This window comes from Streptomyces sp. NPDC028298, assembly GCF_055565895.1.
Genome location: NZ_JBVHTL010000001.1, coordinates 21,239 through 34,002, shown reverse-complemented (window position 1 = coordinate 34,002; position 12,764 = coordinate 21,239). Strand labels below are relative to the sequence as shown.

At 72.5% G+C, this 12,764-nt stretch carries 10 protein-coding genes; 6 read left to right on the top strand and 4 right to left on the bottom strand.

The window, feature by feature from the left end:
- Positions 1–48 precede the first annotated feature (48 nt).
- Both ACZ4TO_RS00165 and ACZ4TO_RS00160 read left to right on the top strand, forming a co-directional pair.
- On the top strand, positions 49–549 hold the full coding sequence (locus ACZ4TO_RS00165) for a GNAT family N-acetyltransferase (protein ID WP_382784806.1): 501 nt from the start codon (positions 49–51) through the stop codon (positions 547–549).
- Positions 550–576: 27 nt separating this feature from the next.
- Positions 577–1,452, top strand: a complete 876-nt coding sequence (locus ACZ4TO_RS00160; protein WP_468022919.1) for a PhzF family phenazine biosynthesis protein — start codon at positions 577–579, stop codon at positions 1,450–1,452.
- Between the two features lie 199 nt (positions 1,453–1,651).
- Here the strand turns inward: ACZ4TO_RS00160 and pntB are convergent, their stop codons facing one another.
- The 4 genes from pntB to ACZ4TO_RS00140 form a co-directional block, all read right to left on the bottom strand.
- On the bottom strand, positions 1,652–3,106 hold the full coding sequence (gene pntB, locus ACZ4TO_RS00155; protein WP_382784811.1) for a Re/Si-specific NAD(P)(+) transhydrogenase subunit beta: 1,455 nt from the start codon (positions 3,104–3,106) through the stop codon (positions 1,652–1,654).
- Between the two features lie 6 nt (positions 3,107–3,112).
- Complete coding sequence (locus ACZ4TO_RS00150) at positions 3,113–4,669, bottom strand: Re/Si-specific NAD(P)(+) transhydrogenase subunit alpha (RefSeq protein WP_468022918.1); 1,557 nt, start codon at positions 4,667–4,669, stop codon at positions 3,113–3,115.
- Between the two features lie 212 nt (positions 4,670–4,881).
- Complete coding sequence (locus tag ACZ4TO_RS00145) at positions 4,882–6,591, bottom strand: sensor histidine kinase (RefSeq protein WP_468022917.1); 1,710 nt, start codon at positions 6,589–6,591, stop codon at positions 4,882–4,884.
- The gene (locus ACZ4TO_RS00140) at positions 6,588–7,250 is read right to left on the bottom strand and encodes a response regulator transcription factor (protein ID WP_382784815.1); all 663 of its coding nucleotides are present in this window, start codon (positions 7,248–7,250) and stop codon (positions 6,588–6,590) included. Before ACZ4TO_RS00140 ends, ACZ4TO_RS00145 begins: the two co-directional genes overlap by 4 nt.
- 146 nt (positions 7,251–7,396) lie before the next feature.
- Here ACZ4TO_RS00140 and ACZ4TO_RS00135 point away from each other — a divergent pair, with 146 nt between their 5' ends.
- The 4 genes from ACZ4TO_RS00135 (at position 7,397) to ACZ4TO_RS00120 (ending at position 12,652) form a co-directional block, all read left to right on the top strand.
- Positions 7,397–8,101, top strand: coding sequence for a PepSY domain-containing protein (locus tag ACZ4TO_RS00135; protein ID WP_468022916.1), 705 nt, complete (start codon positions 7,397–7,399; stop codon positions 8,099–8,101).
- Between the two features lie 266 nt (positions 8,102–8,367).
- Complete coding sequence (locus tag ACZ4TO_RS00130) at positions 8,368–10,353, top strand: fibronectin type III domain-containing protein (RefSeq protein ID WP_468022915.1); 1,986 nt, start codon at positions 8,368–8,370, stop codon at positions 10,351–10,353.
- A gap of 204 nt (positions 10,354–10,557) precedes the next feature.
- Positions 10,558–12,165 carry a multicopper oxidase family protein gene (locus ACZ4TO_RS00125; RefSeq protein WP_451075285.1) on the top strand — a complete coding sequence of 536 codons (1,608 nt, stop codon included), beginning with the start codon at positions 10,558–10,560 and terminating at the stop codon, positions 12,163–12,165.
- Positions 12,149–12,652 (top strand): hypothetical protein, encoded by a 504-nt coding sequence (locus tag ACZ4TO_RS00120; RefSeq protein WP_468022914.1) that lies wholly within the window; start codon positions 12,149–12,151, stop codon positions 12,650–12,652. The genes ACZ4TO_RS00125 and ACZ4TO_RS00120 overlap by 17 nt, the downstream gene beginning before the upstream one ends.
- Positions 12,653–12,764: the final 112 nt, after the last annotated feature.

Sequence of the window (12,764 nt, the reverse complement as noted above, 5' to 3'; positions counted from 1 at the left end):
AGCGAAATCCCGGGGCCGCGACCGGCCCCGCCTGCATAGAGTTCGGTCATGCCCGTTTCGCCGCACCTGCAAGAGATCACCCCCGACAACTTCGAGGCCGCCATCGCGCTGAGGGTCCGGCCCGACCAGGAACACGCGGTGGCGCCCGTGGTGAAGTCGCTCGCCGAGGCGTACGTGCACCCCGGCATCGCCTGGCCCCGGCTCATCCGCGACGGCGACGAGGCCGTCGGATTCCTCATGGCCTTCTTCGACATCGACTGGACCGGCGACGGCACCGACCTCCGCTCCGGGCTCTGGCGCCTCAACATCGCCGCCGGCCGGCAGGGCCGGGGCTATGGACGCTTCGCCGTGCGGTCGGTGGCCGACGAGATCCGGCGCCGCGGGGGCACGCGCCTGACCACCACGTGGCATCCAGGAGCGGACGGACCCGGGGAGTTCTACCGGACGTTGGGATTCACGCCGACCGGAGAGACCAGCGGCGACCAGACGGTGGGCGTACTGGAACTCGACCGGGCGCCGCTTCCCGCCGCACCCGGGCGGACGGAATAGCCACTTGATGCCCCACGTTCCACGATCATGACGATCAACGCGCCGCATGCCGAGGTCCTGCGCTACACCGCCTTCTCCGGCACCCCCGACGGCGGGAATCCCGCGGGTGTCGTCCTGGACGCCTCCGCCCTGGACGACAGCGAGATGCTGGCCATCGCGGCCGACCTCGGATACTCGGAGTCCGCGTTCCTGACCGCGCCCCCGGAGGACCTCGGTGGCCCGGAGGGACGGTCGTACACCATCCGCTACTTCAGCCCGAAGGCGGAGGTGCCGTTCTGCGGGCACGCCACCGTGGCCACCGCCGTCGCGCTGGCCGAGCGGATCGGGCCCGGTGAGCTGGTGTTCGCGACGCGCGCCGGTGTCGTACCGGTGGAGGTGACCCAGGAGCACGGGACGGTCCGCGCGACGCTCACGAGCGTCGAGCCGCACGTCGAGGGGATCGCCGACACCGACCTGGACGAGGCGCTCGCCGCGCTCGGCTGGCCCGCCGGCGATCTCGACCCGGCCTTCCCGCCCCGCATCGCGTTCGCGGGTGCCCGCCACCTCGTCCTCGCGGCCGCGACGCGCGCTCGCCTCGCGGACCTCTCGTACGACTTCGCGCGCCTCGAAGCCCTGATGCACCGCCTGGACCTGACCACGGTCCAGCTCGTCTGGCGGGAGTCGGCCACGGTCTTCCACGTCCGTGACCCCTTCCCCGTCGGCGGGGTCGTCGAGGACCCGGCGACCGGCGCCGCGGCCGCCGCGTTCGGCGCCTACCTCCGTGAGCTCGGTCTGGCCCCCGAGGAAGCCGTCCTCACCCTGCATCAGGGCGAGGACCTGGGCCGCCCCGGCGAACTCACGGTGACCCTGCGCCAGGGCGACCCCCGCGTCCACGTCAGCGGCGCGGGAACACGCATCGACTGACCGGTCGGCTCCGGCTCTCCTCGCACACGAACCCACGCCGCCGCGCCCGGGCGGTCCCACCCGGCCGGGAAAGCGCACGGCCCGCCGCCGCCCCGCGCACACGAGCGCGCGGGGCGGACGACGGGCCTTCCCCGGAGAGGGGGGACGGACGACGGTGCGGCTGTACCGGAAGCGGAGGCCGCGTGCCCGGGTGCCGGGCTCAGCGGGCGAGGGCGGCCTCGTTCGACGCCTGGGACCGGGGGTCGGAGGGAAGCGCGCGCAGGATGTCCTCGACGCTCTGCTTGGCGTCGCCGAACAGCATGCCGCTGTTCTCACGGAAGAACAGCGGGTTCTGCACACCCGCGTAACCCGAGGCCATCGAGCGCTTGAAGACGACCACCTGCTCCGCCTCCCACACCCGCAGCACCGGCATGCCCGCGATCGGGCTCGCCGGATCCTCCTCCGCGGCCGGGTTGACGGTGTCGTTGGCACCGATGACCAGGACGACCGAGGTGTCGGAGAGGTCGTCGTTGATCTCGTCCATCTCCAGCACGATGTCGTACGGCACCTTGGCCTCGGCCAGCAGCACGTTCATGTGCCCGGGCAGACGGCCCGCCACGGGATGGACACCGAAGCGCACCTCGACGCCCCGCTCCCGCAGTTGACGCGTCAGCTCGGCGACCGGGTGCTGCGCCTGCGCCACCGCCATGCCGTAGCCGGGGGTGATCACGACGGACCGGGCCTGGACCAGAAGGTCGGCCACCTCCTGGGCGTGGACCTCGCGGTGCTCGCCCTGCTCCTCGTCCCCGCCGGAGGGAGCCTCGATACCGAACCCGCCCGCGATGACCGAGATGAAGGAACGGTTCATCGCCTTGCACATGATGTACGACAGGTAGGCACCCGAGGAACCGACCAGCGCGCCCGTGACGATCAGCAGGTTGTTGTCGAGCAGGAACCCCGCGGCCGCGGCGGCCCAGCCCGAGTAGCTGTTGAGCATGGAGACGACGACCGGCATGTCGCCGCCGCCGATCGACGCGACCAGGTGCCAGCCCAGGACCAGCGCGAGGACCGTCACGGCGATCATCAGGCCGAGGGAAGGGGTGACGGTGAACCAGACCGTCAGGGCCACGAACGCCACCAGCGCCGCGACGTTGAGCGCGTTCTTGCCCGGCAGGACCAGCGGACGGGACTTCATGCGCGCCGACAGCTTGAGGAACGCGACGATCGAGCCGGTGAAGGTGACCGCGCCGATGAAGATGCCGATGAACACCTCGGCGTGGTGGATCCCCAGCAGGTCGGACGTGACGTGCCGCTGCGCGGCTCCGTGCGCCTCGACCTCCAGGTAGCTGTTCCAGCCGACCAGCACCGCGGCGAGGCCGACGAAGCTGTGCAGCACGGCGATGAGTTCGGGCATCTGGGTCATCTCGACCTGCCGCGCCCGCCAGATGCCGATCGCGGCGCCGAGCACCATCGCGACGACGATCAGGGTGACCGCGCCCGCGGTGATGCTCTGTGCCGCCAGCACGACGGTGGCGACCAGGGCGAGGGCCATGCCGGCGATGCCGTACACGACACCGGCACGGGAGGTGCGGTGCTGGGACAGTCCGGCCAAGCTGAGGATGAACAGCAGGGCGGCGACCAGGTCCGCCGCATGGGAGGCTGTGATGGACGTCATGGCGGCTCAGCCCTTCGAGAACATGGACAGCATGCGGCGGGTGACGGCGAAGCCGCCGAAGATGTTCACACTCGTCAGCAGGATCGCGATGAACGAGAGGGTGGTGACGACCGCGCTCTCGTGCCCGATCTGCAGCAGCGCCCCGATCACCACGATCCCGGAGATCGCGTTGGTGACGGACATCAGCGGTGTGTGCAGCGCGTGGTGCACCTTGCCGATCACGTAGTAGCCGATCACCACCGCCAGCGCGAAGACCGTGAAGTTCGCCGCGAGTTGCGCGGGGGCGAAGGCGACCAGGGCGAACATCGCCAGCATGCCCGCGCCGATCAGGGCGAACCGGGCCGCCGGGGTGAGCCGAGGCTCCTTCGCCGGGGCGGCCACCGGCGCGGGGGCGGGCTGGGGCGCGGCCTGGGCCGACACGGCCACGGGCGGCGGGGGCCAGGTGATCTCACCCTCGCGTACGACGGTCACGGCGCGCTGGACCACGTCGTCGAAGTCGATGACCAGCCGGCCGTCCTTGCCGGGCGTCAGCAGCTTGATCAGGTTCACCAGGTTGGTGCCGAAGAGCTGGGAGGCCTGGGTGGGCAACCGCGACGCGAGATCGGTGTAACCGATGATGGTGACGTCGTTGTCCGTGACCACGGTGCGGCCGGCCACGGTCCCCGCGACGTTGCCGCCCTGCGCGGCGGCCATGTCGACGACGACGCTGCCGGGCTTCATCGCCGCGACGTCCTCCGCCGTGAGCAGGCGGGGGGCCGGACGCCCCGGGATCAGCGCGGTCGTGATGACGATGTCCACGTCCTCGGCCTGCCCGTGGTACAGCGCGGCGGCGGCCCGGTCGTAGTCGGCGGAGGTCGCCTTGGCGTACCCGTCGGTGCTCTCCTCCTGCGCGACGTCCACCGCGAGGTATTCGCCGCCCAACGACCGCACCTGGTCGGCCACTTCCGGCCGCGGATCGGTCGCCCGGACGATCGCGCCGAGACTGGAGGCGGCACCGATGGCGGCCAGGCCGGCCACACCGGCCCCGGCCACCAGGACCTTCGCCGGCGGGACCTTGCCCGCGGCCGTCACCTGACCGGTGAAGAAGCGCCCGAACACGTGCGCCGCCTCGATCACGGCCCGGTACCCGGCGATGTTGGCCATGGAGCTGAGCACGTCCATGGACTGCGCCCGCGAGATCCGCGGTACCGCGTCCAGGGCCAGCACGGTGATGGGCCGGTCCGCGAGCTCCGCGAGGAGGTCCGCGCGCTGGGCCGGACCGATCAGACCGATCAGCGTCGAACCGTCGGACAGGCGCGCGATCTCGCCCGTCGACGGAGCGTTGACCTTGAGGACGACGTCCGCCTGCCAGGCGTCGCCGATCCGCGCTCCGGCGTCACCGTACGCGTCGTCCGTGAAACCCGACGCCGTACCGGCGTCCGACTCGACGACGACCTCGTAGCCCAGCCCCACCAACTGGCGCACGGTGGCGGGCGTCGCCGCGACACGGGTCTCCCCGGGAGTGGACTCGGCCACCACTCCGACGACCTGGGGCGGGTGATGGGCCGATTCTTCTGCGGGCATGGTGATGTCTCCCTCAGGGGGCGCAGATGTGCAGGCACGAATGGGTGATTCAGGGGGAGTCCACGCCCCTTGGACGCAGGAACTTACATGGTGCGGCCCGCTGTTCGGCACAGCGCGCAGCCGTGACTTGTTTCACGCGAGGTCTGTTGCCGACAACACGGTGAGGTGCGGTGTTCCGGCGTTCCGGACATGTTTCCCGGCGCTCCGGCGTCTCAGGAACGCGACGCGTGAGGGAGTACGGGCGCCACGGGCAGGCACAGTTCGAAGAGCGCGCCGCCGGACGGCGCCTCTCCCGCGGTGAGCGTGCCACCGTGGCGGCGGGCCACGTCGCGGGCGATGGCCAGGCCGAGCCCGGCACCGCCGTCGTCGCGGGCCCGCGCGTCGTCCAGCCGCACGAACCGCTCGAAGATGCGCTCACGTTCGCCCGCCGGCACTCCGTCGCCGTCGTCCGCGACGGTGAGGACGATCCGGTCGTCCCGCCGCTCCACCCGCACGACGACCTCGTCGCGCGCGTGCCGCTGCGCGTTGTCCAGCAGATTGCCGATGACGCGCCCCAACTGCCCACGGGAGCCCGTCACCTGCAGGTGACCGTCGGTGTGGCAGGACACCGGCGTGCGGTCGGCCGGACGGTGTTCCGCCTCCTCGCGGACCAGCTCGCCGAGGTCGACGAGCCCCTGACCCGGCCGCTCCCCGGCGTCGAGCCGGGCGAGCAGCAGCAGGTCGGCCGCGAGGTGCTGCAACCGCTCGGTGTCCTTGACCGCGCCGGGCACGTCCAGCAACTGCGGATGGGCGGAGCCGACCTCCAACTGGGTGCGCAGCGAGGCGATGGGGCTGCGCAGTTCGTGGGAGGCGTCGGCGACGAAGCGGCGCTGCCGGTCGACGGCGGCCTCCAGCGCGGTGAGCGTCTCGTTGGTGGTACGGGCCAGCCGGGCCACCTCGTCGTGCGAGGCGGGTTCCGGGACGCGCCGGGACAGGTCCTCGGAGGCGGTGATCGCCGCCATCTCGCGCCGGATGCCCTCCACGGGGGCGAGCGCGCGCCGCGTCACCAGCCAGGTCACCCCTCCGACGACGAGCAGGATCAGCGGCAGCCCGGCCAGCATCGCCACCGCGGCGCTGCGGACGGCGCTCTCGCGGGCCGCGAGCGAGGCCCCCGCGTGGACCAGCACCGTCCGGCCGCCGAGGTCCGTGGCCTTGATGGTCGCGAAGCGGTACGGGGCACCGTGGCCGTCGACCACCGCGCGTCCGGAGCCTTCCTGGACGGTGTCGCCGATGGTCCCGATGGCGGGGTCGTTCGCCTCGGGCGACGGGCTGCCGTCGGTGTCGTCCGTACCGTGATCGTCCCTGCCGCGGTCGTCCGAACCGTGGCCGCCGGACGTGCTGTCGTCCGAAACGGATGTGCTGTCGTCCGACGCGTCGTCGGAGCCGCGGTTCCGGTCCCGCCCGCGGCCGTGGTCGTCGCCCGATCCGATGACGAGCTGTGCGGCGGGATCCGGGGCGGGCGTCGTGGTCGCGGACGGCGAGAGGGAGGACGCAGAGGATGGGGAGGGGGAAGGAGAGGGGGAAGACGTGGCGGGGGAGGCGGCGGAGCGCGGCACGCGGACGGCGGTCACACCGGTGCCGCTGATGCTCTCCAGCCCGTCGCCGACGGCCAGCAGCCGGCCGTCCTCGTCCGTCACCTGTACGGGGATTCCGTCCCGCGCGCCCTCCGGCAGCGTCAGCCGGGCGTCGCCCCCGCGCCAGGTGGCGACGCCGAGGGCGATCCTGCGGGCGGTGTCGTTGGCCTCGCTCTGCGCCTGCTCGGTGAGGTTCACGCGCAGGGACATCAGCACCGCGACCCCCGCGGCCACCAGCGCGACCGTCACCACGGCGGTGGCCCACAGCACCATCGTGGCCTTCACGGAGCCGAGCGGCCGCCCCTTCACGAGGCCACCATCCGGTAGCCGGCGCCGCGTACGGTCTGGATCGTGTCGGGGCCGAGTTTGCGGCGCAGCGTGCTGATGTACACCTCGACGATGTTCGGGTCGCCGTCGTAGGCGAAGTCCCAGACGTGCTCCAGGATCTCGGGCTTGCCGACCACCTGTCCGGCCCGTGTCGCGAGCTGTTCCAGCACGGCGAACTCCTTCGCGGTCAGCGTCACTTCCGTATCGTCCCGGCACACCCGGCGCGTCGACGTGTCGACGACGAGCCGTCCCACGCGCAGGACCGGCGACGCCCCGGCCGAACCGCTGCGGCGCAGCAGCGCCTTGACCCGCGCCACCAGCACGACGTACGAGAACGGTTTCGTGAGGTAGTCGTCGGCGCCCGTGTCCAGGCCCTCCGCCTCGTCGTACTCGCCGTCCTTGGCCGTGAGCATCAGGATCGGCATGTTGTGACCCGCCGCGCGCAGGGCGGCGCAGACGCGGTAGCCGTTGAGGCCCGGCAGCATGATGTCGAGCAGCACCAGGTCGTGGACGCCCTCGGCGGCCAGGTGCAGGCCCTCGTTCCCGTCGTGGACGACGTCCACGGCGAAGCCCTCGGCCCGCAGGCCCTTCGCCAACGAGAGCGCGAGCCGCTTCTCGTCCTCCACGATCAACAGGCGCATGTGCCGAGTCTCCCAAACGGAACCTGAAGGGATCTTCAGGTGGCTTCAGGTCCCCTTCAGCTTTCCCCGGGCACCTTGGCGTCACCGAACAGTCAGGACACGGATACGACACGGGCCGGGCGGACGTCCGGCCGGGGAGGCTCGACATGAAGCGCACCACCTCCATCGCCACCGTCCTCGTGACCGCCGTACTCATCGGCGGCGGCGGGTACTCGGCGCTCGCGACGGCGGACACCGACCGGCACGGCGGCGGTCCCGAGGACCGGCCGTCCGCCACCGCCTCGCCGGCACCCGCACCGTCCCCGGCGGCGACGTCCCTGACGGCGGCTCAGGCGGCCGCCGCCGCGCGGAAGGCGTACCCGGGTACCGTCACCGCCGTCGAACTCGACGCCGACCACCCGGGCTACTGGGAGGTGCACATCGTCGGCGCCGACCAGGTCCGCCGCGAGGTACGCGTCGACGTACGCACGGGTGCCGTCACCCTGGACCGGCGCGGCGACGACGACCGCCGGGGTGACGACCACGGCGTGCGCTCGGGAACCGACGACCACGGCGCGGCCACCGCCGGAGACGACCGGGGCCGCGGAAGGGGCGGACGGGACGACGCTCCCGGTGACGACCACGGGGTGGCCCCGGGAACGGACGACCACGGCGCGGCCGGCGCCGGAGACGACCGGGGCCGCGGTACCGGCGGACTGGACGACGCGCCGGGGGACGACCACGGTGTCCACGTCGGCGGTGACGACCACCCGAGTGCGGGGGAGGACCACGGCGGGGACGATCACACCGGTGACGACGGCGGGCGTGGCCGCGGCCGGCACCGGGGCGGCCACGGCGGCGACGACCGCTGACGGTTCCCCGGCCTCGCCGGTGGCGGGCCCGGACTCCCCGGTGACGGGGTCGGACTCCCCGGCGACGGGTCCGGCTCCCCGGCGACGGGTCCGGCTCCCCGGCGACGGGGCCCGGGCGCGAGGAAGACCCCTCCAGATTGGGGATGGGCGGGTGCCCAAGACAAGGCTGCCGCGGCGCGGCCGGGTCGGACAGGCTGGCACCCGCTCATCGCTGCCGACCGCCCGGCGCAGCCCGGTCCGGGTACGGCCAAGGAGGGGAAGTCGTCATGACCAAGTTCGCGCGGGGCGGAGGAAGGCGGAAGGCCACCGCCGCCGGCCTCGTCATCTCCGGCATGGTGATCAGCGCGTCGGTCGCGCCCGTCACCGCCCACGCCGCCGTTCCGGCCTTCCCGGACAACATCACCATCTTCCCGGACCGGGACTTCGTCTCGATCGACGGCTTCTCCGAGCACGCGGGGGAGCAGGTGACGATCGAGGTGCAGCGCCCGCACGTCGGGCTCATCGGTTCGGCCACCGGCACGATGGCGTCGGCGAACTCGATCGCGGCGGGCAACCCGGCCATCGAGGTGAACCACCCCGGCGGCCTGTGCTGGGGAGCCGGCGGCGGCCTCCAGGTGACGCCCGACATCCGCACCGGCGACGTCGTGTCGGTCAAGTTCGGGGGTGCCGTGGCCGCCGACGCCACGGCCCTCGACGTCGGTGTCACCGGCGGGGCCCTGACCACGCCGACCACCCTGGTGATCCAGGGGCGGCTCGGATCCGCGGTCGACCCGACGTTCCTGGAGCAGCGGATCATCGAACCGGCCCTGCGGGACACCGAGGTGGCCCGGCGCGACGTGCGGGCCGTTCCGGGTGCCCTGGCCAACGCCCCCAAGGGCGGCTACTCCTCCGGCATGGAGGTCGCCGACGGCACCTTCACCGCCACGTACAAGTTCCTGAACGCGGACACGGCCGCCGTCGCCGCCGACGGCCTGTACACCGTGACGAGTTGGCAGGACCAGGATCCCGACGGCAACACGCAGGGCGTGACGATCGCGGAGTTCGGCGAGGTGGGCGGCCCCGGGATGGGCGGCTGCCCCGCCGGAGCGGTTCAGCAGGGACCCGCCTCGCCCACCGGAGTCGTGGTCCACGACGAGGGCGACACGACCTCGGTGAGCTGGACTGCGCCCCGGTCGGCTCCCGGCGCCGCACCGATCCTCGGCTACACCGTGCGGGCCGTCGACCGGCTCAGCAAGAAGGGCGTGCAGGGCGAGGTGGGCGTCCGCGTCAACGACCCGGACGCGACCTCGGTGACCCTGCCGGGTTCCGTGGCGGGCAAGCGCGTCGAGGTGAGGTCCTTCGGCGAGGCGGGCGAGTCCTGGCCGCCCGCGCTGCCGGGCGACACCGCCTCGGCCGACGCCACGCCGCCGACCGTCTCGGCCAAGCCCGCCGGAGGGTTCTACACCGCCGACACCACGGTGACCCTCACGGCCAACGAGCCGGGCTCGGAGATCTACTACACGCTCGACGGCTCGGACCCGCTGGAGGCGGGCACCACCGGACCCGCGGCGACGCTGTACACCGGGCCCTTCGACCTGAAGGCGTCCGACGGGTCCAGGACGCTGCGGTTCGTGGCCTTCGACCCGGCGGGCAACGCCTCGCAGGCGCGGATGGAGAAGTACACGTTCGGGTCCGCCACCGCGCCCGGCGCCCCGCAGTCGGTGACCGCGCAGGCCGCCAACGCGAGCGCCACCGTCCGCTGGACGGCGCCCGAGGACCCGGGCACCTCGCCGGTCACGGGCTACGAGATCACCGCGACGCCCGCCTCCGGCACGGCCGTCACGACCACGGCCGGGGCCAGCGCCTCCAGCGTCGCGCTCACCGGGCTGAAGAACGACACGAAGTACGCCGTGACGGTCGTCGCCGTCAACGCGGTGGGCAAGGGCGCCTCGTCCACGCCGGTCGACGTCACCCCCAAGGTGCCCGCGGTCGACAAGCTCGCGATCACGCTCGCCAAGTGGAAGTCCGGCGACCTGCGGCTCGAAGGCACCGGGTCCGTTCCCGGCGCGTCGCTGACGCTGCGCTCCGGTTCGCCGACCGGCCCCGTCTTCGCCACCGACGTCATCGTGCAGCCGCCCGCGGCGGGCGCCGCCAACGGCACGTGGAGCCTGCGCCTGCGGTCGGGCAGCGCCGCGACCACGAACCCCTCCCCGGTCTACATCTCCTCCGACAAGGGCGGAACCCTGGGGCCGGTGACCGTGCCGAACGGCTAGACCGTGGCCGGTCCGAGCGACCGGCACCCCGGCGGGGGGCGTTCGCCGTGCCGCGCACGTCCGCCGCCGGGGCCCGTCAGGACAGGGCGGTCGAAAGCAGCCCCTCCTCAGTTCCGAGAAGACCGGGGCATCCGCGACTCCATGGGGGAGAGCGCGGTGCCCGAGCCGCCGGTGCGGCGGCCCACCATGGGGGTGAACCCACACATGCAAGACAACGCCCTGTCCCGGCGTGACGTGATGAAGTACGGCGTCCTGGCGTCGGCGGCCCTGGCGCTGCCGTTCGAACGCGTCGTGCGCGCCAAGACGGCTTCGGACCGGATCGCGGTGAGCAAGTTCCCGAAGCCCTTCACCGTGCCGTTCGCGGTACCGCCCGAGGCCGTGCCGACGAAACGGTCGAGCACGACGGACTACTACACGGTCACCATGCGCAGCGCCATGACCGAGATCCTGCCCGGCCTGAAGACCGAGACCTGGTCGTACGACGGGTCGTTCGGCGGCCCGACGATCCGGGCCACCCGGGGCCGGCCGGCCGTCGTACGGCACATCAACGCTCTGCCCAGGGTGCATCCACGCCTGGGGTACGAGTCGTGGACCTCGGTGCACCTGCACGGTTCGGCGTCGCTGCCCGAGTACGACGGCTACGCGAGCGACGTGACGCGCACGGGCGAGTACAAGGACTACCACTACCCGAACTCCCAGGACGCGCGCACCCTTTGGTACCACGACCACGGCGTGCACCACACCGCGGAGAACGCGTACATGGGCCTCGCCGCGATGTACACGATGCACGACGCCCTGGAGCAGTCGCTGCCGATCCCGCACGGCCGCTACGACGTGCCCCTGATCGTCCGCGATGCCATGTTCGACCGCGACGGACAGCTCCTGTACGACGACGGCGGCCACTCCGGCATCTTCGGCGACGTGATCCTGGTCAACGGGCGGCCCTGGCCGGTGATGAAGGTCGAGCGGCGCAAGTACCGCTTCAGGATCCTGAACGGCTCGATCTCGCGCGGCTACAAGTTCGCGCTGAGCACCGGCGACCCGTTCGTCTTCATCGGCACGGACGCGGGCCTGATGCCGCAGCCCCGCTCGGTGACCAGCTACCGGCACGGCATCGCCGAGCGCTACGAGGTGATCATCGACTTCGCCAAGTACAAGGTCGGCCAGCGGGTGGTGCTGCAGAACCTCAGCGTGCCGAACGTCGAGGACTTCGACACCACCGGCAATGTCATGGCCTTCGACGTCGTGGGCGATGCCACCGACCTGTCCGGCAACTCCATCCCGGACGTGCTGAACCCGAACGCGCCGGCCATGGACCTGACCGCCGCGATGGCGAAGAAGACCCGCAAGTTCGAGTTCATCCGCAAGGACGGCATCTGGACCGTCAACGGCAAGACCTGGGCCGACGTCGTCGCCTCAGACTACGAGTACGTCTGGGCCGATCCGTCGCTCGGGGACGTCGAGATCTGGGAGTTCGAGAACAAGTCAGGCGGCTGGTGGCACCCCGTCCATGTGCACCTGGTCGACTTCAAGATCCTGGACCGCAACGGCAAGCCGCCGTCGCCGTGGGAACTCGGCGGCAAGGACACCGTGTTCGTCGGTGAGAACGAGACCGTGCGCATGGTGGTCAAGTTCGGTCCGAACACCGGGCGTTACATGATCCACTGCCACAACCTGGTGCACGAGGACCACGACATGATGGCGCAGTTCCGGGTCGGTCCGCCCGCCGACGGACACCACCCGGTGTACGCGGCCCCCGCCGAGTCCTGGCCCGCCCCGACGCTGGGATACGACGATGACTCCATCGACTGAGGCGCCCCTCGCCGGGACGGGCGTCTCCCCGGCGGGCCCGCGATGGGGCCGGCCCGTGCCGGCCCGTCGCCTCGGGGCCCTGCTCTGCGCCGCCGCGACCGCCGGGGACCTGGTGGTCTTCCAGCAGAACCTGGCGTACGGGCTGTCCGTGTCGCTGCCCTTCCTGGCGGCGGCCGTCGTCCAACTCGACCTCGTCCGGCGGGTGTGGGCCTCGCCGCGTACGGCCGCGGCCCTGTCCGCGGTCCTCGTCCTGGGACTGCTGATCGGCCTGCAGACGGTCGCCGTACGCGGAGGCGCGACCTTCGGGCCGCGCGACGAACCGCTGCGGGCCGGGCCGGTCGCGACGGCGGCGCTGCTCCTGCGGCTCGCCGCCGTGCCCTGCCTGGTGCGCGCCCTCTCCGGCCGCGGGCGGGCCTGGGCCGTCAACGGCCTCCTCGTCATCGGGACGGTGCTGTGGACGTTCGGGCTGACCGGCCTGGCGGGGTGACACGGCCGGGGGGGGGGGGGGGGGGGGGGGGGGGGGGGGGGGGGGGGGGGGGGGGGGGGGGGGGGGGTATGGGGGCGGGGGGGGGGGGGGGGGGGGGGGTTGTGGTGGGTGA

What these genes read in the sequence shown, in the direction of transcription:
- ACZ4TO_RS00165 (WP_382784806.1), top strand. Translation starts at nt 49, where the DNA reads ATGCCCGTTTCGCCGCACCTGCAAGAGATCACCCCCGACAACTTCGAG.
- ACZ4TO_RS00160 (WP_468022919.1), top strand. Translation starts at nt 577, where the DNA reads ATGACGATCAACGCGCCGCATGCCGAGGTCCTGCGCTACACCGCCTTC.
- pntB (WP_382784811.1), bottom strand. Translation starts at nt 3,106, where the DNA reads ATGACGTCCATCACAGCCTCCCATGCGGCGGACCTGGTCGCCGCCCTG.
- ACZ4TO_RS00150 (WP_468022918.1), bottom strand. Translation starts at nt 4,669, where the DNA reads ATGCCCGCAGAAGAATCGGCCCATCACCCGCCCCAGGTCGTCGGAGTG.
- ACZ4TO_RS00140 (WP_382784815.1), bottom strand. Translation starts at nt 7,250, where the DNA reads ATGCGCCTGTTGATCGTGGAGGACGAGAAGCGGCTCGCGCTCTCGTTG.
- ACZ4TO_RS00135 (WP_468022916.1), top strand. Translation starts at nt 7,397, where the DNA reads ATGAAGCGCACCACCTCCATCGCCACCGTCCTCGTGACCGCCGTACTC.
- ACZ4TO_RS00130 (WP_468022915.1), top strand. Translation starts at nt 8,368, where the DNA reads ATGACCAAGTTCGCGCGGGGCGGAGGAAGGCGGAAGGCCACCGCCGCC.
- ACZ4TO_RS00125 (WP_451075285.1), top strand. Translation starts at nt 10,558, where the DNA reads ATGCAAGACAACGCCCTGTCCCGGCGTGACGTGATGAAGTACGGCGTC.
- ACZ4TO_RS00120 (WP_468022914.1), top strand. Translation starts at nt 12,149, where the DNA reads ATGACTCCATCGACTGAGGCGCCCCTCGCCGGGACGGGCGTCTCCCCG.